Origin of the sequence: Streptomonospora mangrovi (assembly GCF_027604915.1) — a bacterium.
Classification (GTDB): Bacteria; Actinomycetota; Actinomycetes; order Streptosporangiales; family Streptosporangiaceae; genus Streptomonospora; species Streptomonospora mangrovi.
The window spans coordinates 33,672-56,646 of the sequence record NZ_JAJAQC010000009.1 but is presented as its reverse complement, the minus strand read 5'-3'; the positions used below and the strand labels follow the sequence as shown (position 1 = coordinate 56,646).

Sequence of the window (22,975 nt, the reverse complement as noted above, 5' to 3'; positions counted from 1 at the left end):
CTGCTCCTCAGGTCGGGTACGGGGTGTAGGGGTCGGCGCCGCGCCGGTAGAGCGGCCGCCCTGTCACGTAGGTGGTGCGCACACTGCGTTCGTCGCCCAGGACCATGAGGGCGAAGAGCATGTCGTGCACGTCGTGCGCGGTGTCCATGCGGCGCCGCAGGGCCGGGGTGGCACCCAGGTCCAGGACGGTGAAGTCGGCCTCGCAGCCCGGGGAGAAGCCGCCGATGACGCCCTGGAGGCCGAGCGCTTCGGCTCCGCCACGGGTGGCCAGGTACAGGCCGCGCAGGGCCGAGAGCGAGCGCCGCGGGCCGGTGGGGCGCTCGGCGGGAAAGCCGTTGCCCAGGACGGTCGCGGTGTAGGCGTCGTGCAGGGCGCGCAGCGGGGAGAAGCCGGTGCCCGCCCCGATGTCGGTGCCCAGGCCGACCGGGACGCCGTCGCCGCGCAGGCGGTGCAGGGGGAAGAAGCCGCTGCCAAGGTACAGGTTGGACGTCGGGCAGAAGGCGACGCCCGCGCCGCGTTCGCGCAGGAGTTCGCGGTCGAGGTCGGCTCCGCCGGCGGGGCGGTGGGGGCAGGAGGCGGGGGTGGTGGGGTAGTCCTCGCCGAGCCACACGCAGTGCGCCCACACGCTGCGGGGGCCGACGAGTCCGCAGCGGTCGAACACGTCCAGGTAGGAGCGGGCGTGCACGCCTCGGCCGCAGAGCAGGCCGAGCACGCGGTCGGCCTCGTACCGGTTCTCCATCAGGTGTCCCTGCGCCCACAGCGGCTCGCCCGCGGCCGCCGACTCCCGGTACAGGGCGCCGGCGGCCTCCAGCGCGGGCAGGGTGGAGGTCGCGGCGGTGCGCGGGCTGACGCAGTAGCCGATCCGGCTGGAGCCGTAGGGGTCGTGAGGGGCGCCCCTGCGGCCGTGGAAGCGCCGGGCGAGGTCCACCGTCGCCTCGTGCCCCTTCTCCCAGGTGGGGTCGAGGAGCGCGTCGGGCACCGGCCCGCCCGAGGAGGTGCCGCAGGCGTCCATCAGCTCCTTGCCCGCCACCACGCGCAGGTCCAGGGCGAGCGCCTCGGCGAAGAACGCCTCGGCGGCGTCGGGGTGGGTGGAGGTGGAGACCACGGCGGTGGTGGTGCCCGCGGCCAGGAGCATGCCCAGCAGGTCGCGCGCGGCGGCCGCGGCATAGGCGGGGTCGCGGAACCGCAGTTCGGCGGGGTAGACCCGCTGGGTCAGCCAGGGCAGCAACTGCGCGCCGGGGGTGCCCATCACGTCGATCTGCGCGGCGTGGACGTGGGTGTCGACGAACCCCGGCAGGATGAGGTCGCCGCGGTGGTCCTCGACCCTCTCGGGCGCACCGGGAACGCGCGGCCGGTCGTGCCAGCGCCCGGCGTGGACGACGCGGCCGTCCTCGACCACGAGGACGCCGTCCTCGTAGAGGTGGGTGTGCTCGGCGCCGTGTTCGGGGTCGTCGGGATCCCCGGTGAAGTGCAGGACGATACCCCGGTGGCTGACGCGCCCCGGTGCGCGGGCGGACCGGTCGGACATGTGCTCAGATCCCCTGCGGGTAGCGGAAGAGGCGGTCGGGATCGTAGGCGGCCTTGACGTGGCGCAGCCGGTCGAGGTGGTCGCCGTAGTAGGCGCGGGCCCAGTCGGGCCGGGCCGCGCTGATGTGGTTCTGGTAGGACTGGCCGCAGGCCCAGGGCGCCAACGCGCGCGCGAAGGAGTCGGCCCACGCGCGGGCGGCGAGCGCGTCGGCCAGGTCCGCACCGGCCGGGACCGCGGCGCGGTAACGGACGTCGAACAGGCAGGAGCGGTGCGACCACGCGGTGTCGGGGTCGTGTCCGTAGGCGCCGCCCATCAGGTCCAGCACGCAGTAGCGTTCCTGGCCCGCGGGGCGGTCGGCGCCGAGCCGGCCGAGGAGGTCCGCCACCGCGCGGGACGGCAGCGGGCGGGTGAGGAGGTCGTCGCGGTGGAAGGCGCGGGGCGGGGGGCCGGAGGAGCCCACGGCCAGGCCCTCCCACAGGAAGTCGATCGACTCGGGGTAGGTGGAGGAGCCGCGCGCGGTGCGGTGGGGTTCGTGTCCCACCGCCCCCACGAATTGGTCGAGGTACGCGGCGGACCCGTCCGCGCCGCCCAGCCACGCGCCGGTGACGGTGACCCGCGCCTGGGCCACGCGCAGGGCGGCCTGGGTGGACATGCAGTCGGGGAGGTCCGGTGCCCACCCCTGCCAGGCTTCCAGCACCGCGGCCGCGTGCCGCCACGGCCATTCGAGCAGGAAGCTGTGGACGGTCGGCGCGGTCCGGGTGCGGAAGGTGAACCGGGTGACCACCCCGAAGTTGCCCGCCCCGGCACCGCGCAGCGCCCACAGCAGGTCGGCGTGGGAGTCGGGGGTGCAGTCGAGCACCCGGCCGTCGGCCAGGACGATCCGGGCCGCGCGCACGTGGTCGAGGGTCAGCCCGTAGCGGCGGCCGACCGTCCCCATGCCGCCGCCGAGCGCCAGCCCCGCGATGCCCACTCCGGGGCAGGTGCCCAGGGGAAGCAGCCGACCGTGGTCCTGCAACACCCGGGCGACCGCTCCGCTGCGCGCCCCGGCGGCCACGCGGGCGGTCTCGCCCTCGACCTCGACGGCGTCCATCAGGGAGACGTCGACGACCAGGCCGGGGCCGGTGGAGTAGCCGGCGTAGCTGTGGCCGCCCGAACGCGGGCGCGGGGTGAGCCGGTGCCGCCGGGCGAAGGCGAGCGCGGCGCGCACGTCGTCGGTGCCGGCGCAGCGCACGACGGCGCTGGGCCGGACGAGCCGGAAGCGGGGGTCGGCCAGGCTTCGGGCGTCGTCGTAGTCGGGGTCGCCCGGCACCAGCACCCGCCCCGCGACGCTCGCGCGCAGTTCGTCCCACGCCGCGGAGTCCGGGGGCCGGGATACCGCTCCGATGACGTTCACCAGGAGTTCCTCTCCGAGGGGACCGGGAGGACCGTCGCGACCGCGGGGGCGGCCGCGGCGGTCAGGGGCGCGTGCCGCTGACGACGATGAAGGGGGCCGTGTCGGGGCCCAGGGGCCAGTTCTTGGAGTCGAGTGGTTCGGAGTGGGCCACGCCGCGCGCGTCGGCGAGCGTGGGGGTTTCGGCCCGTATGTCGGTGAAGCCGGCCTCGCCCAGGACCTCGGTGTAGACGTGGGCGGGCCAGTGGTAGTTGGCCAGTTCGAGGGTGGTGCCGTCGGGTGTGTGCAGGACGGAGGTCAGGGGCTCGCCCTCGGAGTAGGAGCGTCCGGGGTCGCCGAAGCGGCCCCTGCCCGCGCGCGCACCGGCGTTGGCGGGGTTCACGTCCAGGACGCAGAACCGCGCGCCGGGGCGCAGCACGCGGGCGGCCTCCCCCGCCAGTTCCACCAGCGCGGCGCGGGTGGGCAGGTTGACGAAGACGAAGGCGCTGTAGGCGGCGCGGGCGACGGAGCCGGGGAGGTCGAGGCGCTGGTCGGCCATCAGGCGGTACTCCACCCGGGGATGGGCGTAGTCGCGGCGGGCGATCTCCAGCATGGCGGGCGAGGGGTCGGCCGCCACGACCGGGCAGCCGAAGAGTTCGGCCGTGCGCCGGGCGACCGCGCCGTGGCCGCAGCCGACGTCGACCACCGGGGCGTCGTCGGCCACTCCGTTCAGCCCGAGGGCGCGGAAGACGAACGGAAAGCCCAGGGCCCAGCCCAGGGCGCGGTCGTAGGAGGCGTAGGCGGACGCCACCCGGGGGTCGCTCCACGATCCGGTGAGGGCCATGACCGTCCGATCTGTCGGGGTCCGGGCGCGGACCGCCCGGACCGTGGTGCGCTAGGCGCGGGTCCCTGTGACGACGATGAAAGGGGAGGCCGAGGGGTCCAGGGGCAGGCGGTGGGAGGCGAGCAGGTCGGGGTCGGCCACACCGGGCGCGTCGGCGAGGGTGGGCCGCTCGGTGCGCAGGTCGGTGAACCCGGCCCCGCCCAGGACCTCGGTGTAGACGCGGGCGGGCCAGTGGTAGGCGTTCAGGTGCAGTTCCGGACCTTCCTTGGGGCGCAGGACGGCGACGAGGGGCTCGCCCTCGGCGTAGACGCGCCCTGGAGTGCCGATGCGGCTCCGTGGAGTGGCCGTACCGGCACTCGCGGGATTCATGTCGAGGACGCAGAACCGCGCGCCGGGGCGCAGCACGCGGGCGGCCTCATCGGCCAGAGCACCGAGCGCGGCGCGCGTCGGCACGGCCGCGAAGACGAAGGCGCTGTAGGCGGCACGTGCGACGGAGCCGGGGAGGTCGAGGCGCTGGTCGGCCATCAACTGGTACTCCACCCGGGGATGGGCGTACTCGCGGCGGGCGATCTCCACCATGGCGGGCGAGGGGTCGGCCGCCACGACCGGGCAACCGAAGCGCTGGGCCACGTGAGCGGCCACCGCGCCGTGCCCGCACCCCAGGTCGACCACAGGGCCGTCGTCCGCCGCCGGATCGTCAAGCCCCAGGGAGCGGAAGAGGAAGGGGTATCCCAATAGCCAGTAGGCGGGCCGCTCCCACGACGCATACGCTCGCGCTATCCCGGGGTCGCCCCATGCGCCAATCGCTGACACAATTCAATCTCCTCGTTGCTTTCGGTGAAATGCTAGTTGATCGCTCGGCGCGATGGTACGGCTAGCGGCGATCATTTTCACACGGCACCGAATCTCCCCCGCCGAGATCCCCATATCCAGCAAAAGGAGAAGCAAGGACAAGTCCGCCCGAATAAACCTCTTATGAACCATTGATCCCGAATGACACCGCATCAAAAACCAAGAGTCTGAAAAATCCTGCGCAGGCTTGAATCCGCAGGCCAGACGTGGCACACACGGCATCAAACCAATGAAAACCCCCTGACACGGACGCGCTGGATGCACAAAACCGGCCGGTTTCCATGGTTTCCCCTACACGGAAAACACCCTTCCGACATCCAACAGATTGACACCGTGACGCCGGGAACCACCTGCATCCCGCCACCCGCCGCCCGAGCCATAGAAAGAACGCGAAGCGGCCAACCGGAGCGCCCAGCAGAGCGCGTCACAGAAGCATTTCTTCCGACACCCGAAGCACACGAGGCTGGAGCCGAAAAAACCGCCTCCAATATCCGGATGCTACTTTTCGGCTACCTGAAATCGCACACCAGCGCCCACCCAAAGCAAAGAACCCCCACCCCAAGGGGCACACCGAGGCTCTTACCACCTCCACGCACGCGGAGAGCACATCCCCGGCCCCCGGCCGGCCGTTGGGCTCGACGGTTCACCTCCACGTGCGTGGAGAGCACGGCTACTACGCCCGCATCGTCGCCGACAGGGCCGGTTCACCTCCACGTGCGTGGAGAGCACACGTATTGACTTGCGGGTTTAGCCGACCAGAATACCGTTCTGGCGCCGGGCGCGGGTGTTGCCGTGGCGGCCCGGGCGCCGCGACGGCAATGGCACTGGATACCTGGGCATAGGCGGCACTGCGCTGGGTGCGCGGTCCCGAGCACCGCGTGGGCGCCCCGACGGACTGCCCGAGCTGCCCGCGCGGGCGCCTCCCGCACGCGGCCAACCCGTTCTGGAACCGCTGCGGCAAGAGCACGATCTACCTGGGGTGTTGGTCCTTCGAGAACCTCATGGAGGGGATTTTTGACTTACAGGTCCAGAATTGCTTAGGATTGGGACATGGCAAGACCGAAGGAGTTCGATCCGGAGATCGCCGTCGACCGGGCGATGGAGGTGTTCTGGAGGAAGGGGTACGCCGCCACCACCCCCCAGGACCTGGTGGACGCGCTCGGCATCGGAAAGGGCAGCCTGTACAACGCGTTCGGCAGCAAGCAAGCACTCTTCCTGCGAGCACTGCGTCGGTACCGGGACAGCCAGACCGAGGCACTGGTCGAGACACTGGAGCAGCCGGGCCCCGTGAAGCAGCGGCTGCGCGTGGCACTCACAGCGCTGGCCGAGATGGACCTGGCCGACCCGGATCACCGTGGCTGCCTGGCAGTGAACACCGCGGCCGAACGGGCCGGCATCGACCAGGAGGCAGCCGAGGTGCTGCGCCGGATGCTCGACCGCACCGAGGAGGCATTCCAGGCCCTGGTGGCGGAGGGGCAGCGGGCGGGAGAGATTGACCCGGGGCGGGACCCCGTCGCACTCGGGAGCATGCTGATGAACACCGTCGTGGGGATGCGCCTGGTGTCCCGCATCGCCCAGGGGCCGGACCGACTCGCCCGGGTGATCGACGCGACGGTCGACTCCCTCTGATCCAACCCCCTGGCACCGCCGGGGTCTGCATGCCGCAATTTTGTACCTGAAGTTCAAGAATTGGAGTAGAGCATGGGCAAGTACACGGGCAAGAACGTCGTCATCACGGGCGGCAGCAGCGGCTTCGGCCTGGCCGCCGCCAAGCTCCTGGCACACGAGGGCGCCCGGGTGCTGATCACCGGCCGGGACCAGACCGCCCTGAATGCCGCCCGCGAGCACCTCGGTGCCGACCACCTCGCGGTGCGCAGCGACGCCTCCTCACTGGTCGACATCGAGGCGCTGGCCGACCGGGTCAAGGCCGAGTTCGGCACCGTCCACGCCCTTTTCGCCAACGCGGGCGTCAACGGCTTCGCGCCGTTCGAGGAGACTGGCGAGGAGCTCTTCGATCAACTGCTGAAGGTCAACGCCAAAGGCCCCTACTTCACGGTACAGAAGCTCGTTCCGCTGCTGGCCGATGGGGCAGGAGTGGTACTCACCACCTCGGTCGCCAACGTGCTGGGCATCCCCGCGCTGAGCGCATACGGGGCAAGCAAGGCCGCGCTGCGCTCGATGACCCGCAGCCTGGCCCGGGAACTGCTGCCGCGCGGGATCCGCGTCAACGCGGTGAGCCCCGGCCCGATCGATTCCGGAATCCTGGAGAAGTCGATGCCGAAGGAGGCCGCCGAGCAGACCAAGGCACAGATGGCCGCCGAGAACCCGATGCGGCGGATGGGCACCCCGGAGGAGGTGGCCCGGACGATGGCCTTCCTCGCCTTCGAGGCCACCTTCACCACTGGCGCAGAACTCCCCGTTGACGGCGGCGGCTCCCAACTCTGATCCGGACCCCGCCCACATGGGCGCCCCCCTGCACTGCACGGGGGGCGCCCGTGGCAGATCGCTCTGCCCTACTTCTTCGCCACAAACCGGATAATCACCGGTGGCCGCACCCGTGCCGCTGCGCGCCGCCGAACGCGCCTTCGACGCCTTGGCCGACCGGCTGTGGCTGGAACCCCGTGCCCCCAAGCGGCCTGAGGAGTCCGAGCTGGTTCCGCCCGTGGCCATGGACGTGCGCCAGGCGCGGGCGTGGCTGCTGCAACCCGAGGTCGACCACCGCAAGGCCGACCGGTTGTGGCGGCTGGTCATCGCCCGTGCCCGCGCCGAGGAGGCGTGGGATGGACCGTGCCTCGGGTGGCGCGAGCGAAGGATGGTCGGGCGCGGGGCGGGGCAGTCACGCCTGATCCGGCCTGCGGAGTGGCTCGCTGTCGAAGCTGGCTGCCAGGGTCGCCGGTGCTGCGGTGCGGCGGGGCCAGGTCCAGGAGGAGCGCAGGATGAAGGCCAGGAGCAGCACCTCGAGTCCGATGGAGAGGCCGTAGAAGTAGGAGTAGGTCCAAGACTCTCCTACCGCGTTGAACATCGAGACGGGGATGTAGAGCGTTGCGACGACGAGGTTGAGGGTGCGGTTGACACGGGCGGGCAGTGTCGCGGAGAGCAGGATCATGAGGATCGGGATGGCCATGAGCGTGAGCGCGATGGCGACGAAGGTTGGACCGGTGTCGAACTCGTGGACGATGCCGGCCAGGAGGTCGTCGAGGAAGCCGGGCTTGTACAGAGCGAGGTAGTCGACGTAGATGTAGAGGAACATGAAGCTGGTCCATGCTGCCGCGAGTTTGGCCTGCACGGGCAGGCGCAGATCTTCCAGCGTGCTCTGGGACGGCGGATTCTCTGGTGCGGTGTGGGATTGAGGCGTTCTCATCACAATGCTCCCTGGCCTGATTGTGTGGGTGCTTTCACCTTCACGGATGCCGGCGGCGGGCACATCAGCCGCGGAGCCTGGTTCGACCTGGCCGTTGGCACAGCCGGGCTCTTGTACCTTCGGCGGATACACCGAGCGCGCGGGCTGCCTAGGCTGATCAGATGGCCACCAACGCGCTCCGCTCGCTATGGGCCGAACCTCGACCCACAAGTGCCCCGGACCTTGGGCCGCGGGACTGGGCCTTGGTCGCAGTAGTGATCTGCTGGTCGGTGGTGGAAGTGGTGCTTCGCCAGGACCTGGCGCCACGCCCGCTGCTGGTACTCGCGGTGCTCGCGGTCCTCGGCCCCCTGCTGTGGCGACGTACGCACCCGCTCGTCGCGGTTGTGGTCTCCGTCGGCACGTTGACGATCGTCGACATCGTCAGAATCCTCACCGAATCGCAAGGCGCCCTGCTGAACAGCAGCATTGCGGTGCTGATCCTGGTCTACGCCCTGTTCCGGTGGGGCTCCGGTCGGGAAGCCGGCAGCGGCCTCGGCGTCATCCTGCTCTGGCCGGCTGTCATCACCACCCTCGGTGCCGACCCCACCAGCCTGGCGGAGGTGGCCGCGGGATACGCGTTCTTCCTGTTCGCCGCCGCGCTCGGCGCCGCGATCCGCTATCGCACGAAGATCCGGATCCGCGACATCGACCAAGCCAAGGCCCGCGAACGCGAACAGCTCGCTCGTGAACTCCACGACACCGTCGCCCACCACGTCTCGGGCATCGCCATCCAGGCCCAAGCGGGACGTGCCATCGCGGCCTCCCACCCCGAGCGTGCCGTCGAGGCCCTGGCCGTCATCGAGGACGCAGCGACCCGCACCCTCACCGAGCTGCGCGCCATCGTCGGCGTGCTCCGTGCCACACAGGACACCGAGTTCGCGCCGCAGCCCGGCGTGGCCGAGGTCGAGCGGCTCGCCACCGACAGCCGGACGCGTCCCTGCGTCGAGGTGACGCTATTCGGCGAGTTCGACGACCTCAGCCCGGCGGTCGGGGCCGCGATCTACCGCCTAGCCCAGGAGTCCATCACCAACGCTCGACGGCACGCCCGTCACGCGACCCAGGTCACCGTCGCCGTCACAGGCAACGCCGACCAGGTACGGCTGACCATCGACGACGACGGCTCCGCCGCTGGCGGCCGCGCCCCAGCGGGCTACGGCCTGGTGGGCATGCGGGAACGCGTCTCACTGCTCGGCGGCACCTTCCACGCAGGCCCCGCCGCCGAGCGGGGCTGGCGGGTAGAGGCGGTCCTGCCTCGAACCGGGACAGCACGATGAGCATCAGGGTCCTCGTCGCCGACGACCAGCCCATCGTGCGCACCGGGCTGACCATGCTGCTCGACGCCCAACCCGACATCGAAGTGGTCGGCGCGGCCGCCGACGGGCGCGAGGCAGTCCGCCTGGCGCTCCGGCTGCGCCCCGACGTCGGCCTGTTCGACATCCGGATGCCGCTGATGGACGGTATCGAAGCCACCCGACGCCTCGCCGGCCCCGACGTCACCGATCCCCTGCCGATCGTGGTCATCACCACCTTCGACCTCGACGAGTATGTCCACGGGGCGCTCAAAGCCGGCGCCCGCGGGTTCCTGCTCAAGGACGCCGGACCCGCCCTGCTGACCCAGGCCATCCACGCCGCCGCCGACGGAGACGCACTCATCGCACCCAGCGTGACTGTCCGACTGCTCGCAGCGTTCGCCCACGCACAGACCCCACCACCGAGGCAGCCGGTAGAACCGCTCACCGCCCGCGAGGAGGAAGTCCTCGTGCCTGTAGCGCAAGGCCGCACCAACAATGAGATCGCCGGCGAGCTCCATATCACCCCAAGCACCGTCAAAGCCCACCTCGCCAGCCTCATGCGAAAGCTCGGCGCCCGAAACCGCGTCGAGGTCGCCATGTGGGCGCACGAGACCGGCCGCATCTGACGCCGCAAAGGCTCCCGCCTCCGTTTGCCAGCGCTGCTTGGGAAGCGTGCTGCCCTCCGCGGGTTTCGCCAGGTGATCACCAGCGACAGCACAGCGATGGCCGCCGCGATCCAGGCGAGCACCAGAGTGATCGTCGCGCCGGTTCTCCTCACGGGGAAGCAGCTACAGGCTTCCGTTCGATTTCGGTGCCGTGGCCGGTGTCGAGCGCGGTCTTCATACCGACGCGCAGAGACTTCAACTCGTCGGTGGTGGGGGTGATGGTGTGGGTGACGGCGGTGGCGATTTCGGCCATCGGAACTCCTTGGTGGACATGCCCTGGCCGGGCCGGTCCATGGCCTCGGAGGAATGGCCCGCGCCAGGGGTTTTGGGTGGCCGAATGCGGCCAGGGCGCCTGACCTTGGGGAATGCCGAAGTCCGGAGGCGGCCAATCGAGACATCCCACTACTAGACGCGCACGAGGGAATACTCATTGTGAAGAGCCCCTTTGGACCAGGAGAGAACGTGCGGAAATCCACGAAGGCACTGCTGGCAGCGGCGATCATCAGCGGAACCATGGCAGCGGCGACCGTCCCGGCGACGGCGGCTTCAGTCATCCCGCCGGATTGCGTTGTGCTCGCTTACCCGACGAGGGCCGAAACCAATTGCCTCGAACGGGCGCACAGGGCTGCGGTGCAGTGTTCTGACGGGAACTGGTACTTCGGGGGTTGGGCACAGCCGGAAAGCATTTCCAAGGCTTGGTGTGCCTCTGGCCAGATCGCAAAAGACCACAGCATTGACGTGCGTGACTGACGCCCGTTGCGGCGGTGGGCCGCCCGGGTTTCCACGCCGGGCGGCCCATAGGCCCCGCTCAACCGCCTCCCCCGAACTAAAAGCCGGGGTCCCGGTCGGCTCAACGCACCACCCAACGAGTGCAGAGCCTGGCCAGGACGATGGGGTGGCCGGCAGGGGATGGTCGCTTCAGCGGGAGGGCTGGGGCTGCCAGACACCACGAAGGTACGGTGAGCGTTACGCGAACCGGGCCTGAGGTGCTTCTGGGCGCAATGAACCGCGCAAGATCGTTCTGCGCGGTGAATGTACCCGGGTTGGGGTGCGCCGCATCTGCCTCTCGCGCCTCGCTTCGGCGGCGAACACGTCGCCGAGCCAAAACCGGTATGGGCCTGTGGCAGGGATGGGGGTGAGGACCCCTGCGGTAACCCACCGGTAGACGGTGACGGGGCGCATGCCGACTTGGGCGGCGGCCTCGGCGACGATCACCTGCACGTCGCCAGTCACCGGCGCCCATCGAACGACACCACAAACGCCACCAGGGTCACGGGCAGCAGGATGCCGACGGTAGCGCCGTACCGGACGTCCCTCGCCTACACCCAGGCAAGCCGACCATCGCGATGGCCAGGACGAAGGTGACCCACCTCAGCGGCCCCGGCGGACCGCAAGCCGACGGAGTGGCGCCGGACAGGACGTCGACGGCGCGGGTGCGGGTGGTCTCGTTGGCGTTGCGCGACTCACCTCCACGTGCGTGGAGAGGACGCGCTTGCGGGTATCGCCGACCTCGGCGACCGCGGTTCACCTCCACGTGCGTGGAGAGGACGATACCGACTGGCCGTGCCCCACCATCCGCGCCGGTTCACCTCCACGTGCGTGGAGAGGACGCGCGGCCAGGGGGCGATGGGGGCGGCGGATTCGGTTCACCTCCACGTGCGTGGAGAGGACCGGAACTCCACGCGGCGGGCGGCGTCGGCGAGGTGGTTCACCTCCACGTGCGTGGAGAGGACCCCGGGGCACGATCACCGGTGTGCCGGTGGTGCGGTTCACCTCCACGTGCGTGGAGAGGACCCCCACCGAAGTGGGGCGGGGCGTTTTTCGTGCGGTTCACCTCCACGTGCGTGGAGAGGACTAAACCAGGTGATTGCGTCGGCCGACGCATGGCGGTTCACCTCCACGTGCGTGGAGAGGACGCCGTCGTGCTGGCCTGCGCCGGCGCATTGGGCGGTTCACCTCCACGTGCGTGGAGAGGACGCCGTCGTGCTGGCCTGCGCCGGCGCATTGGGCGGTTCACCTCCACGTGCGTGGAGAGGACGACCCCGACATGCCCACCCCGAAGTGGGACGCCGGTTCACCTCCACGTGCGTGGAGAGGACCGCTCCAGGCTCTTGGTGAGGTCGGCGCGGAACGGTTCACCTCCACGTGCGTGGAGAGGACACGGCATCGCGCTGGTGTCCGCCGGGCGCACCCGGTTCACCTCCACGTGCGTGGAGAGGACGGGAGCCGGAGCGCGTCCGCCACCTCCGGTACCGGTTCACCTCCACGTGCGTGGAGAGGACCAGCATCATGCGTGTGAGAATGCGCCGTGCCGCGGTTCACCTCCACGTGCGTGGAGAGGACGGACTGGAATTGCATGACCGCGTTCGCGGTTTCGGTTCACCTCCACGTGCGTGGAGAGGACGGAGGTGAGCACGGGGATGAGGTAGACCTCCCCGGTTCACCTCCACGTGCGTGGAGAGGACGCGCAGTGGACCCGCCACAGGCTCTCGTTCTTCGGTTCACCTCCACGTGCGTGGAGAGGACCCCCGGCGGTCAAGGCCGCCGGGGGCTCTCGTCTGGTTCACCTCCACGTGCGTGGAGAGGACTCGTCCCACTGCTCGTCGGGGTTGGCCATGTGCGGTTCACCTCCACGTGCGTGGAGAGGACCAAGCTCTGGCCGGAAGTTGCGGTTGTGAGTGCGGTTCACCTCCACGTGCGTGGAGAGGACCCACCGGGCGACGTTTACCTGACGGCGCACATCGGTTCACCTCCACGTGCGTGGAGAGGACCCCACCCCAGTCCATGAAAAAGGCCCCCACCGTGGTTCACCTCCACGTGCGTGGAGAGGACTGGCTCAGCTACTCAGGTTGGTTGTCGGCGGTCGGTTCACCTCCACGTGCGTGGAGAGGACGGTGACCCGCTCGCACACGTGCCGACGTTCGACGGTTCACCTCCACGTGCGTGGAGAGGACAGCCACTCGAACGGCATGCCGATCTGCTGGAGCGGTTCACCTCCACGTGCGTGGAGAGGACCTCCACGGGAGCCTCCAGACGCTCGTAGGGGGCGGTTCACCTCCACGTGCGTGGAGAGGACACCGCCGTCCGGACCGCCTTCAGCAGCCCCGACGGTTCACCTCCACGTGCGTGGAGAGGACCGCATCATGCCCGCCCTGGTTTTCGCCATCGTCGGTTCACCTCCACGTGCGTGGAGAGGACGCTCGCGCGCGGCCGCATCTACGGGCTGCTCTCGGTTCACCTCCACGTGCGTGGAGAGGACGCATCGGCTGGTGGGACCGCGAGACCGCCAAGCGGTTCACCTCCACGTGCGTGGAGAGGACACGGGGGCGGTGTGGTCACTCATCGATGGCTCCGGTTCACCTCCACGTGCGTGGAGAGGACGGACTCCATTCCTAGAAACCGACGGTGCGCGCCGGTTCACCTCCACGTGCGTGGAGAGGACGTAGTCCTCCGCGCGGCCACAGGGGACCGTGACGGTTCACCTCCACGTGCGTGGAGAGGACCACCAGGTCCTCAGCGGCGCCCGCGAAGCTGGCGGTTCACCTCCACGTGCGTGGAGAGGACACTTCCTGAACTGGGATTTTAGGCGACTAGAATACCGTTCTGATTACTTACTGTTAAGTAATCCGTTCGGATTGTTCTATCCGGTCGGTCGCGAACGCGGACCCGCAGTGTCATGACTCCGGCTGATCGCCGTTTTCCCCTTCGAATGCGATCAACTGCAAGCCCTCGAAGTCGAGGATGCGGCGCCGGCTCTCGCCGGCCGTTTTGATCGTGTAGCGCTGCTCGTTGTCGGCCGGGTGCACGCACACCGCCGCTCCCTCCCCCACCGACGCGCTGACCGCGTCCCAGAGGCGGTCGCGGACCTTGGCCGACACAGTGCCCACATACAGACCGGCCGCCGGTTCGGTCAGCCAGCGTGTCAAGGCCCCGCGGACGTGGTCGGGGACGGCGGTGGTGGAGATGACGACCAGGTTGGGCATCGCGTCCGCCTACCAGTCCGGCTCGGTGGCGTGGTTGACCCCGGCCGCCACTTCCCCCAGGTCGGGATCCCACAGGTGGACGAGTTCGGGGTTCTCCGCGCCCTCATCCGCCTCCACCTCCAACTCGGGCGCCAGCAGGCGCTGGATGTCGGCGACGATCGTGGGCATCAGCCGGTAGAGCCGGAACTGCTCACGCAGCCGCCACCGCGCGTCCCGCTCCGGGCGCGCTGACTTGTGCAGCGCGAAGGCCAGCGGCACCGTGTGCTCGGCCTTGTAGAGGTCGGCGACGTCGTAGACGAAGGCGTGCTGCTTTCCGCTGTGCACGAACCCCAGCGCCGGCGAGCATCCCAGCGCCAGGATCGCGGCGTGGACGACGCCGTACAGTGCCGTGTTCGCGGCCGAAAGCGCCTGGTTGACGGGATTCTGCTCGTCCCAGTTGTGGGGGTCGTAGTTGCGTTTGAACCCGCGCAGCCGGTGCCGTTCGGCCAGCATCTGGTACAACACCTTCATGCGCTGGCCCTCCAACCCGCGCAACTGCGCCAGCGTGGTGCCCGGAGGCACCTCGGTGGCGAACCGCAGCGCGTACATGCGTGTCGCCACGGCCAGGCGGGCGGTGTCGTCGGCCCAGGCGCGGGCCTGGCGCTCCAGCCAGTGGGTGGTGAGTTCGCTGGACTGGGCCGCCGCATACAGCCGCACCCCGCCCGCGCCGGTCCACAGCACGGTGGCGCCGTGGCGGGCCATGGTCGCCATGGCCGGCTGGGTGGCCGAGGTTCCGGTGCCCATGAGGACGCACGACAGCGCGGCCACCGGGATGTGGACGCGGTCAACTGTGCCGTCGGCCTTGACGACCTGGGCGCACACGCCGGTGTCGTCCTGGACCACGCGCACGTTCTCCAGGTACAGGAATGACAGCGAGTCGGCGATGCGCGGCAGCATCGCCAGCGTTGGCGCCGACAGGGCGCGGCGGGCGCTGGTGTAGTAGCCCGCCATCAGGGGGTGCCCCCCGCCGTGCGGTCAAGGCCCAGGCTGAGCAGGCCGCAGCCGTAGGACTTGGCGCGCCCGATGCCCTCGATGACGGCGCCGCGCAGCGCCTGGGGGTCGGTGACCACTCCGGTGCCCTCGAAACGGGTGGCGGCGTGGCGCACCGCGCCGACGCGGATGTCGGCCAGGCGGGTCTGGTCGACGCTGAGGGGGTGCAGGCCGAGGCCGGTGGCGCGCTCAAGCCACCACAGTTCGCCGCGCTGCCCGAAGACCACGGTGAGTTTGCCCTTGCGGGCGGGGTTGTCGGTGGAGTTGCCCACGCGCTGGGTGGGGTTGGCGGTGATGCGGTAGCGCACCCGCGCCCCGGCGGTCAGGGCGTCCAGCAGCGGGGTCAGCTCGCGGACGGCCACCGAGGCGGCCAGCCCGCCAGTGAGCCGGTCGGTGCGGGGCTCCAGGGTGGTCTGGGCGAGGATGTGGACGCCACTGGGGCCGGTCTCCAGGCGGTAGAGCAGGCCGGCGGCCTGGCGGGGGTGCTCGCCCAGGTCGTCGGGGGCCAGCCGCATCAGTTCGCGGTGGAGCAGGTTGGCGTCGCCGACCAGGGCGTGCACGCCCGGGTGGCGGTGGTTGAGCGCGATGCGGGTGAGCCATGCCTTCATCGGTGTGCCTCGTGCAGGTATTTCGCCAGGGCGCGGCGGAAGTCGTCGGGGCGGAAGTGGCAGTCCTCGGCGGCCACGGCGACGGTGGTCTCGCTGACCGAGCGCAGACCGTAGCGGCGGTCGTGGCGCGTGAACACCGTGGGGTTGTCGTAGAGCTCGCTGATCTGGCGGGCGTCGTCATGGGCGCCGTCGCTGATGAGGGGCAGGTCGAGGTGGTCGGCGCCGCGGGGGGCGGCGCGGGCCACGGGCACCCGGGCCAGCTCGGCGACGGGGTCGGCCACCAGCGCCTCCAGCAGCAGCGGCTGCTCGGGCACGCAGGAGCGCCGCCCCAGGTAGGGCTGCCAGTGCGGGGCGCGCAGGGCCGCGCGGGCGCGCTCGATGGTCTCCTCCGGTCCGGTGACGGCAACGGTGAAGACGGCGTCGGCCAGGTAGTGGCGGCGGGTGACGATGGTGGCGGTGGCCGCGCTCTGCCGCTTGCCCTCGGCTGTGAGCACCGTGCGGGTGCGCGGGTAGCCGCCGCCCACGGTGTGGAAGTCGACCGTGCGCACGCCGGGGCGGTCCACCCGCACTGTGAAGGCGAGCTGGTGCAGGCCGCCCAGGTCCTGGCCGCGGGCGATGCCGTGCGCGGCGGCCAGCATGCCCAGCAGCCCCGACCGGGTGGGGTGGGGGGCGGTGTCGCGCTCGCCGAAGGCGCTGTGCTCCCCCCAGCTCTGCAAGGGGGCGGCCAGGCGCAGCAGCAGCCCGCTCACGCCGCGGCCCGGGGGTAGGCGGCCTCCACGGCGTCGGCGACCAGGCGGTCGAAGGAGGGGTGCTTGGCGCCGAGATGGTCGGCCTTGGCGAGGGTGGCGGTGTGCCCGGCCCACAGCCGGTGGTCGGCGCCCAGCAGGGTGGTGAGTTCGGCGGCGTAGGAGTCCAGGCGCCCCTGGGAGGGGGCGAGGTGGCCCTCGGTGGCGCCCACGGGCGCCTCGAAGGCGGCGGCCAGGGAGACCGGCCGGTCGTCGCGGACGGCGATGTGGACGAGGTCGGGCAGGGTGGCCGGTGCGGTGGAGGTGGTCTTGCCGGTGGGCAGGGTGAGGATGAACGCGTGCAGGAACGCGGTGACCAGGTCGCGGGCGGTGGTGGTGTCGGCGCCGAGGTTGGCGGCCAGCCCGCGCAGGTCGACGTTGGCGTAGCGGTAGAAGGTGCCGGCGCTGAACATGGCGGTGTTGATGTGGCCGCTGCCGGGGATGCTCAGTTGCTCCTCCACGTCGTCCACGGCGGCGAAGAAGTCGTACTCGATGCTGGTGGCGTGGGTGGTGAAGGCGTGGGCGAACTGCACCGCGCCGTCGACGTTGGCGCCGGGGAGTTCGGCGAGCATGCGCCCGAACAGGTTGATGGCGGCGCTGCGCCGCCCCAGCACCTCGGCGATCTCTTCTGAGGGCAGGACGCCCTTGCGCTTGGCCTCGGGCTTGGCCTCCTCGGCGACCACGGCCTCGCGGTGGGCCTCGGCGATGGCGGTCAGGTTTTCCAGGCCGGCCTCGGGCAGGTACAGCAGGACCGAGGTGGTCAGCACCTCGGTGTCGCGCTCGTCCTTGCTGCGCTCCAGCTTGATGCCGTTGCCGGCCGAGCGGGCGACCTGGCGCCCGGCGGCCTCGGCCTCCTCCTGGGGCCACCCCCGCGCCTGGAGGCGTTCGGCCACACCGCGCACCACGCGGCGGGTGCGCACGGCCGGGTCACCCACGGCCTCCTCCACGCTGCGGCGGATCACGCGCTTCCAGCTCTGGCTGGAGATGCGGGTGCGTTCGGCCCCGCCGAAGACCACGGTCTTGGGTGCGCCCTGGTCGTCGCGGTTGAGGTTGGAGTAGGGGACGGTTTGCAGCGCGTGGATGTCGATGTACCGGGGGTCGCTCATGGGGTTTCGTCCGTTCGGTCGGTCTGGGCGTTCTTCTTGCGCTGGGCCTCGAGGAGGTGGCGGGTGCGGTGGTAGCCCTGGAGCCAGTTCTTGACGACGCGGTCGTGGTCGCGCTGCCAGTCGGCCAGGTCGCAGGCGAGCTGCACCCAGTCCACGCGCAGGTTCTGGTTGCGCAGGTAGGCGATCAGGCGCGGGAGTTGGCGGTGGGCGCCGTGCAGGTTCTGCCGGCACAGCAGGTGCAGGCGTTCCTTGGCGGCCTTGTCGCCTACGGCTTTGCGTTCGACGGCGTGGGCGAGGGTGACCCCGAGGTTGCCGGTGAAAGGGGAGCCGGGTTCGCCCGGCACGGTGGTGGCGTCGACATCGCCCGGTCCGCGGCCCAGGTCGTTGGCGCGGGCGGTGGGCGGCTGGTCGGCGATGAGGGCCGCCACGGCGAGGAACGCGCGCTCGGTGGCCTCGTCGCGCTTGGCCGGCAGGTGCTTCTCGACGTGGGCGTAGGCGTCCCAGCAGCGGGGATCGGCGGGGTCCATGCCCACGGCGCGGCGGACCTGGGCCCGGTCTCCGGGCTTGTCCAGGAGGTCGCGGATCGCGGAGACGAGGGCGCCGGCGCGTGTGCGCACGTCCTCGCGGGTGGCCGAGGGAGGGCTCATGGGCTCTTCCTTCACTGGTCGGGGCGGTCGTCTTCGCGCCGCCAGCCGAGCAGGACGAGCGTGCGCGCCCGTTCGATGGCCTCGACGTGGCGGGGGTCGCGGGTGTAGGCGTCGGTGGCCTGGGCGTAGGCCGCCAGGGCGGTGCGGATGAACAGGTTGCGCGGGTGGGCCGGGGGCTGCTCGGCGCGGGCGGCCTCCCAGAAGCGGCGTTCGGCCTGGCTCCAGTAGCGGGCCAGGCCGGTGGCCAGCCACGGCACCGGGGCGTCCGAACTCTTGACGATGTCGCGCCAGGCGCGGGTGAGGGCCTTCCTCAGGTTGGCGCCGACCTCTTCGGCGTTGGAGACCAGCGCGCCGATGCGGGTGAACCGGTCGTGTTGGCGCTCCTTGAGGAAGCAGAGGACACGGGGGGTGGCGGCCGCGACGTACTGGCGGTCGCGGGCCTGGCCCTCCTGGTCGAAGCCCAGGGCGCGCACCCGGATGCGGTCGAGGCGTTCGCCGAAGGCGGTGCTTTCGGCGAGTTCGGCGAGGTTGTCGATGACGACGGGGCGGCGCTCGCCGTTGTGTCCGGGTTTCTCGCGCAGCATCGCGTCGACGTCGCGCCAGATGGCGCGGTCGGCGTCGGCGCGGCGGGCGTAGCGGTCGCCCTTCTTGCTGTGCTGGTAGATGAGGTAGGGGTCCTCGGCGGGGGCGTGGGGCTGGCGCCAGGCCCAGGTGATGCGGGCGTCGATCACCTCGCTGCCGTCGGCCGAGGGGGTGAGGAGGAGGGCGTGGCGGAACCGCCCGCACAGCAGGCGCATCAGGCCCGTGGGCGCCTCGGGCAGGCCCAGGGGGTCGGGCAGGTCGGTGCGCTCCCAGGGGGCGGGGCCGCCGGGGCCGTCGTCGCAGACGGGCACGCCCAGCAGCAGCGTCTCCAGGAGGGTGTCGCCCATCGGGTGGTAGGAGATGGTGCTGCGCAGCGGGCCGGCGGTGGTGTTGCGGGCCGAGGTGTCGCCGACCACGCGGGGTGTGCTCATGCCCGAGGGGCCGTAGTACAACCAGGCGATGAGGTGCCAGGCGGCTTCGGCGGCGGGCACCGGGCGCGGCCGGGCGTCGCTGTCGTGGGACAGCCACATCTGGGTGTTGCCGGCCACGCGCCCCCACACCAGCTTGTTGACACCGGAGGTGACCGGGGCGCCCTTGCTGTCGCGGCACTCCTCGACCAGGCGGGGGTCCTGGAGGAACGGGCGGCGGGCGTCGAACAGGTCGAAGCAGCGGTGGGTGGCGGCGAAGTAGGCGGCGACGGCGTCGGCGGGCAAGGCCCCGGTCTCCAGCAGTTCCTCGCGCGCGTCGTGGAAGTCGTCGTGGTCGGCGATGTCGATCAGGCCGGTGATCTGCGCGGTCATGGCGTACAGCAGGCGCATCAGCCCGGACTCGGCCGGAGGCAGCGGCAGGTCGATGCCGGCGATCTCGTGGGCGCGCGAGAACAACTCGGCCAGCCCCACGGCCCGGGGGCGCTGGTCGGCGGCGGACTCGGCATGCCAGCGCACGGGGATCCACGGCTGGGACACCAGGTCGAAGGCGGGAGGAGGCATAAGCGGTCTCCGGAAGGGGAGGTGGTGGCGCCGGGCGGGGCCGACGGGACAAGCGTGGCGCACGAGGGGTACGCATGTACGGAAAACGGGGCAGGTTGGCTGGATGCGGCCGATGCGTTGATCGCCTGCGATTTCGGTAAACCGGTGTCGAGCCGCAGGCGTCCTCCTCGATCTGGGTGATGGCGCCGCACGGCGAACTGCCGTGGTGCGCCTCAGCGTCTGCGGATCAAAAGTCCCTCTTCTGGATCGAGGGTGAAGAGCCGGTCGCCGATGGCCGGCCCCCGGACACCGCCGTCGGCACCGGCCGTGTGCGGCAGCAGCACCAGGCGGCCCAGCAGCGGGTCGGTGCTCCACTCCTCGGGCGGGTCGAGGGCCGGGGAACGGTCGGTGAGCAGGCTCCCCCGCACGGGAACCGTGTGGTGCATGACGGCGGCGCGCTGGTCGCGGGTCAGCCGCCCCTCTCCGGTGGGCCGGGGCAACTCCTCGCCGTCGAAGCCGCCCAGCCGGTAGGTGCCCTCGGCATCGACGAAGCACGGCAGCACGCGCTGGGAGTCGGCGTCGAAGCGGGTCCCGGCAACGTCCTCCGACAGGTCCCGCGCGGTCAGCCTGTGGAGGCGCTTCAGCTTCTCGGGGGTGTCGATGGCGGCGAGGTTCGCGGACTGCCGCTTGACCATGACGGCCGCGAGACTTTCCAACTCCGCCGTCTCATACCCCTCCAGGAGCGGGTCTGCTGCCCCGAGCCGCTCGCCCGGGTTGGCGGCGTCGACCAGGCCCTGCACGTCGTCGGGGATGACGATCGGCTCCTGCCCGCGCCGCTCCAGCAGGCGTTGCGCGCGGACCAGCGCCGCGTGCGGGTAGACGTAGCGCCACACCTGGGGGACGCGCGGCGTGTCGCCGCCGGGTGCCGTCAGCACGACCATCCGCGGCGTCCGCGCCCAGGCGGGGCGCGCGGCGTCGTTGACGGGATGCCGGTGGCCGCGCCCGGCGCGCTGGAGCAGTAGTTCAAACGGCGCCAGATCCGTGATTATCAGGTCGAAGTCAACGTCCAGGCTCTGCTCGATGACCTGCGTGGCCACCAGCACCGAAGGGGTCGAGCGGTCCCCTCCCTTGCCGTAGGCGGCGATGACCTCCTCGGTGATGCGCTCGCGCTGGCGAGCGGGGAAGCGCGAGTGCAGCAGGCGCAGCTCCGGCGCGGGCCGGCCGTGTGCGCGCTCCTGGGCGAACCAGTCGCGCAGCGCCCGGTAGGTGGCCTGGGCGTGGTCGACCGTGGTGCAGATGACCGCCGCGCACCCGCCGTGGGAGAGCAGGGCAGCGAGTTCGGCCTGGAGACGCGGCATGCGGTCGACCTCGCCACCCTTGGCGATGGCGACCGGGGCCAGGGTGACGGCCAGGGACCGCCGCTCGCGATCAGCCACGGGAACCGAGGTGGTGACTGAGGCGGCCATGTCCCGCTGGACGTAGGCCCAACCCGGGTAGGGCAGTTCCAGTTCGGAGGCGCGGCCGAGGGCGTCGGCGCCGCCGCCGAGGTAGGCCGCGCACAACTCGCGCGCGACGTGGCGGGGCAGGGTCGCCGAGAGGAGCACGACGGGCGCGCCCAACCGGCCCAGCCAGCGCAGCAGGACGCACAGGAGGTCGCGCATGTAGGGATCGAAGGCGTGCACCTCGTCGATCACCACGGTCTTCTGGGCCAGGGCCGACATGCGCACGGTGTTGTGGCGCAGCGGAAGGACGGCCAGGAGCGCCTGGTCGACGGTGCCCACGGCCGCCTGCGCGAGCAGGCCCCGCTTGGCGCCGCGCAGCCACTCCGTCGCCGCCACGCGGGCGGCGAGGTCGTGGCTGGCGATGTCGTCGGTGCTCTCGCCGCCGGTGCCCGTGGACCCGTCGAGCAGGGTGTAGACCGGGCTGAGCCACGCCATGGAGTGCAGGAGGGTGAGCGGGGCGGGGTGGTCGCTGCGGCGGGCCAGGTAGTCGGCGAAGCGCGAGTACATCTGGTCGGCGGTGGCCGTGGTCGGAAGCGCGACGAACGTGCCCGAGGTACCGGCGGCCTCGCCCATGACGCGCGCGGCGTGGAAGGCGGTCTCGGTCTTGCCCATGCCCATGGGCGCGGCGATCATCAGCAAACCGGGGCCGGTGGCCAGGGAGGGCAGGCGCTCGGTGACCGAGGACTGCAACGCGTTGGGGGCGAACGGGAACTCCTCGGAAAAGCCGCCGGGACGCAGGCGCAACCGCCCCAGACCGGCGTCGGCGAGCAGCCCGGGGGCCTGGAGGAGGGAGCCCTCGAAGAACGTCCGCAGGCGGGGGATGTCGCCGCTCGCGGGGACGTCAGGGAGGCGCTGCTTGATGTAAGGGATCTGGCTGACCAGCCAGTCGGCGAGGATCACCAGGCCGCAGACCACGGCCGCCGTGTGGGGGCTCATCGCCGGGGGCGGATCGGGCGCCTCCACGATCACCCGCAGCGCGGCGAAGGCCGCCTCGCGCTGCTCGTCCCACGGCCCCTCCCCAAGCCCTAACCCCGCGCGGTTCTCGGCATGGACCGCTGCTGGATGGGGTTCGTGGAAGCAGCCGTGGTGACCACCCACGACCTGGGCAACCAACTTGGCGACCCGTTTGCGCCGCTCATCGGGATAACCGGCCTCGCGCAGCGCGCTGGCCAGCCAACGGCCGCCGGCGACGTCGTGGGGCAACCCTTGGTCGACATTGGTGAGGGGGTACCCGGCGGGAACGGCGACCTGCTGCTGGAAGGAGGGCGTGATCTTACCGATGTCGTGCAGCCCCGCCCACAACTCCAGCAGCCGCCCCGCCTCGGGTTCGGAAACCCCAAGATCGGCGGAAACAGCGGCCCGCAAACCGGGCGAAACCGAATCCCGCCACAAAACACGCATGACTGCCGCGGCATCGAGTAAATGGCACACAACGGGATACCGGTCGTCCCCCAGCCCACGGGCCTTCCCCCATATGCGGAGATCGACAGCCGACTGGCCGGTATTCCGAGTGGCGCCCATGACTCCCCTTCCTCAGTACTCAGGGGTGAGGCTAGCGAGCCATAGAGACAAAACAGAGGCAGCTTGATCAGCCAACCAATTCACTCATAGGAACAGGAAAGTGAACGCTACGTGTCCGGTTGATTCTTTCAAGTCAACGTGGGTCGAGAGCGCCTCGTGCACCACCGCGCCGAGGAAGAGGGGCGCGGTTCACCTCCACGTGCGTGCAGAGCACCGGCTCAGCCCGCGCCGGGTGGCCGCCGGCGTCGGTTCACCTCCACGTGCGTGGAGAGCGCGGCCACGGCGCGTCGGCGA

At 71.0% G+C, this 22,975-nt stretch carries 18 protein-coding genes and 2 CRISPR repeat arrays (1 of these 20 running past the window's edge); of the genes, 4 read left to right on the top strand and 14 right to left on the bottom strand.

The features are described 5' to 3' along the window. Positions 1–7: 7 nt before the first annotated feature. The 4 genes from LG943_RS07440 to LG943_RS07425 all read right to left on the bottom strand — a co-directional run bounded on the left by LG943_RS07440 (position 8) and on the right by LG943_RS07425 (position 4,554). Positions 8–1,528 carry a guanine deaminase gene (locus LG943_RS07440; protein WP_270071459.1) on the bottom strand — a complete coding sequence of 507 codons (1,521 nt, stop codon included), beginning with the start codon at positions 1,526–1,528 and terminating at the stop codon, positions 8–10. Between the two features lie 4 nt (positions 1,529–1,532). Beyond that, positions 1,533–2,921, bottom strand: coding sequence for an FAD-binding oxidoreductase (locus LG943_RS07435; RefSeq protein WP_270071458.1), 1,389 nt, complete (start codon positions 2,919–2,921; stop codon positions 1,533–1,535). Between the two features lie 61 nt (positions 2,922–2,982). Continuing rightward, positions 2,983–3,741 (bottom strand): class I SAM-dependent methyltransferase, encoded by a 759-nt coding sequence (locus LG943_RS07430; RefSeq protein ID WP_270071457.1) that lies wholly within the window; start codon positions 3,739–3,741, stop codon positions 2,983–2,985. Between the two features lie 51 nt (positions 3,742–3,792). Next, positions 3,793–4,554 carry a class I SAM-dependent methyltransferase gene (locus tag LG943_RS07425; protein ID WP_333486333.1) on the bottom strand — a complete coding sequence of 254 codons (762 nt, stop codon included), beginning with the start codon at positions 4,552–4,554 and terminating at the stop codon, positions 3,793–3,795. A gap of 1,089 nt (positions 4,555–5,643) precedes the next feature. Between LG943_RS07425 and LG943_RS07420 the strand changes: the two genes are divergently transcribed. Continuing rightward, complete coding sequence (locus LG943_RS07420; RefSeq protein WP_270071455.1) at positions 5,644–6,222, top strand: TetR/AcrR family transcriptional regulator; 579 nt, start codon at positions 5,644–5,646, stop codon at positions 6,220–6,222. 72 nt (positions 6,223–6,294) lie between these two features. After that, on the top strand, positions 6,295–7,038 hold the full coding sequence (locus LG943_RS07415) for an SDR family oxidoreductase (protein WP_270071454.1): 744 nt from the start codon (positions 6,295–6,297) through the stop codon (positions 7,036–7,038). A gap of 391 nt (positions 7,039–7,429) precedes the next feature. On the opposite strand, the gene LG943_RS07410 is transcribed toward LG943_RS07415, so the two are convergent. Continuing rightward, positions 7,430–7,954 carry a DUF6326 family protein gene (locus tag LG943_RS07410; protein ID WP_270071453.1) on the bottom strand — a complete coding sequence of 175 codons (525 nt, stop codon included), beginning with the start codon at positions 7,952–7,954 and terminating at the stop codon, positions 7,430–7,432. A 161-nt stretch (positions 7,955–8,115) separates the two neighbouring features. On the opposite strand from LG943_RS07410, the gene LG943_RS07405 reads away from it, so the two are divergent. Both LG943_RS07405 and LG943_RS07400 read left to right on the top strand, forming a co-directional pair. Continuing rightward, a complete protein-coding gene (locus tag LG943_RS07405; RefSeq protein ID WP_270071452.1) occupies positions 8,116–9,267 on the top strand; it encodes a sensor histidine kinase in 1,152 nt (383 codons plus the stop codon). Then, positions 9,264–9,911, top strand: a complete 648-nt coding sequence (locus LG943_RS07400) for a response regulator (protein WP_270071451.1) — start codon at positions 9,264–9,266, stop codon at positions 9,909–9,911. Before LG943_RS07405 ends, LG943_RS07400 begins: the two co-directional genes overlap by 4 nt. A gap of 148 nt (positions 9,912–10,059) precedes the next feature. Here the strand turns inward: LG943_RS07400 and LG943_RS07395 are convergent, their stop codons facing one another. The 9 genes from LG943_RS07395 to cas3 all read right to left on the bottom strand — a co-directional run bounded on the left by LG943_RS07395 (position 10,060) and on the right by cas3 (position 22,681). Then, on the bottom strand, positions 10,060–10,203 hold the full coding sequence (locus LG943_RS07395) for a hypothetical protein (protein WP_270071450.1): 144 nt from the start codon (positions 10,201–10,203) through the stop codon (positions 10,060–10,062). Between the two features lie 1,206 nt (positions 10,204–11,409). Continuing rightward, positions 11,410–13,514: a CRISPR direct-repeat array (repeat unit 29 nt; unit sequence CGGTTCACCTCCACGTGCGTGGAGAGGAC). 110 nt (positions 13,515–13,624) lie between these two features. Further along, positions 13,625–13,933 (bottom strand): type I-E CRISPR-associated endoribonuclease Cas2e, encoded by a 309-nt coding sequence (gene cas2e / locus LG943_RS07390; protein WP_270071449.1) that lies wholly within the window; start codon positions 13,931–13,933, stop codon positions 13,625–13,627. Positions 13,934–13,942: 9 nt separating this feature from the next. Next, positions 13,943–14,923 (bottom strand): type I-E CRISPR-associated endonuclease Cas1e, encoded by a 981-nt coding sequence (cas1e, locus tag LG943_RS07385; RefSeq protein ID WP_270071448.1) that lies wholly within the window; start codon positions 14,921–14,923, stop codon positions 13,943–13,945. Then, the gene (gene cas6e / locus LG943_RS07380) at positions 14,923–15,570 is read right to left on the bottom strand and encodes a type I-E CRISPR-associated protein Cas6/Cse3/CasE (RefSeq protein ID WP_270071447.1); all 648 of its coding nucleotides are present in this window, start codon (positions 15,568–15,570) and stop codon (positions 14,923–14,925) included. The genes cas1e and cas6e overlap by 1 nt, the downstream gene beginning before the upstream one ends. After that, positions 15,567–16,319: a type I-E CRISPR-associated protein Cas5/CasD gene (cas5e, locus tag LG943_RS07375; protein WP_270071446.1), complete on the bottom strand. Its 753-nt coding sequence runs from the start codon at positions 16,317–16,319 to the stop codon at positions 15,567–15,569. Before cas5e ends, cas6e begins: the two co-directional genes overlap by 4 nt. Next, entirely contained in the window at positions 16,316–17,461 is a 1,146-nt protein-coding gene (gene cas7e / locus LG943_RS07370; protein ID WP_270071445.1) for a type I-E CRISPR-associated protein Cas7/Cse4/CasC, read from the bottom strand. The genes cas5e and cas7e overlap by 4 nt, the downstream gene beginning before the upstream one ends. After that, on the bottom strand, positions 17,458–18,108 hold the full coding sequence (casB, locus tag LG943_RS07365; protein WP_270071444.1) for a type I-E CRISPR-associated protein Cse2/CasB: 651 nt from the start codon (positions 18,106–18,108) through the stop codon (positions 17,458–17,460). Before casB ends, cas7e begins: the two co-directional genes overlap by 4 nt. A gap of 11 nt (positions 18,109–18,119) precedes the next feature. Further along, positions 18,120–19,679 carry a type I-E CRISPR-associated protein Cse1/CasA gene (gene casA / locus LG943_RS07360; protein ID WP_270071443.1) on the bottom strand — a complete coding sequence of 520 codons (1,560 nt, stop codon included), beginning with the start codon at positions 19,677–19,679 and terminating at the stop codon, positions 18,120–18,122. 212 nt (positions 19,680–19,891) lie between these two features. Beyond that, positions 19,892–22,681 carry a CRISPR-associated helicase Cas3' gene (cas3, locus tag LG943_RS07355; RefSeq protein ID WP_270071442.1) on the bottom strand — a complete coding sequence of 930 codons (2,790 nt, stop codon included), beginning with the start codon at positions 22,679–22,681 and terminating at the stop codon, positions 19,892–19,894. Positions 22,682–22,866: 185 nt separating this feature from the next. Continuing rightward, a CRISPR array of direct repeats spans positions 22,867–22,975; the repeat unit is 29 nt; it runs 835 nt beyond the window's last position.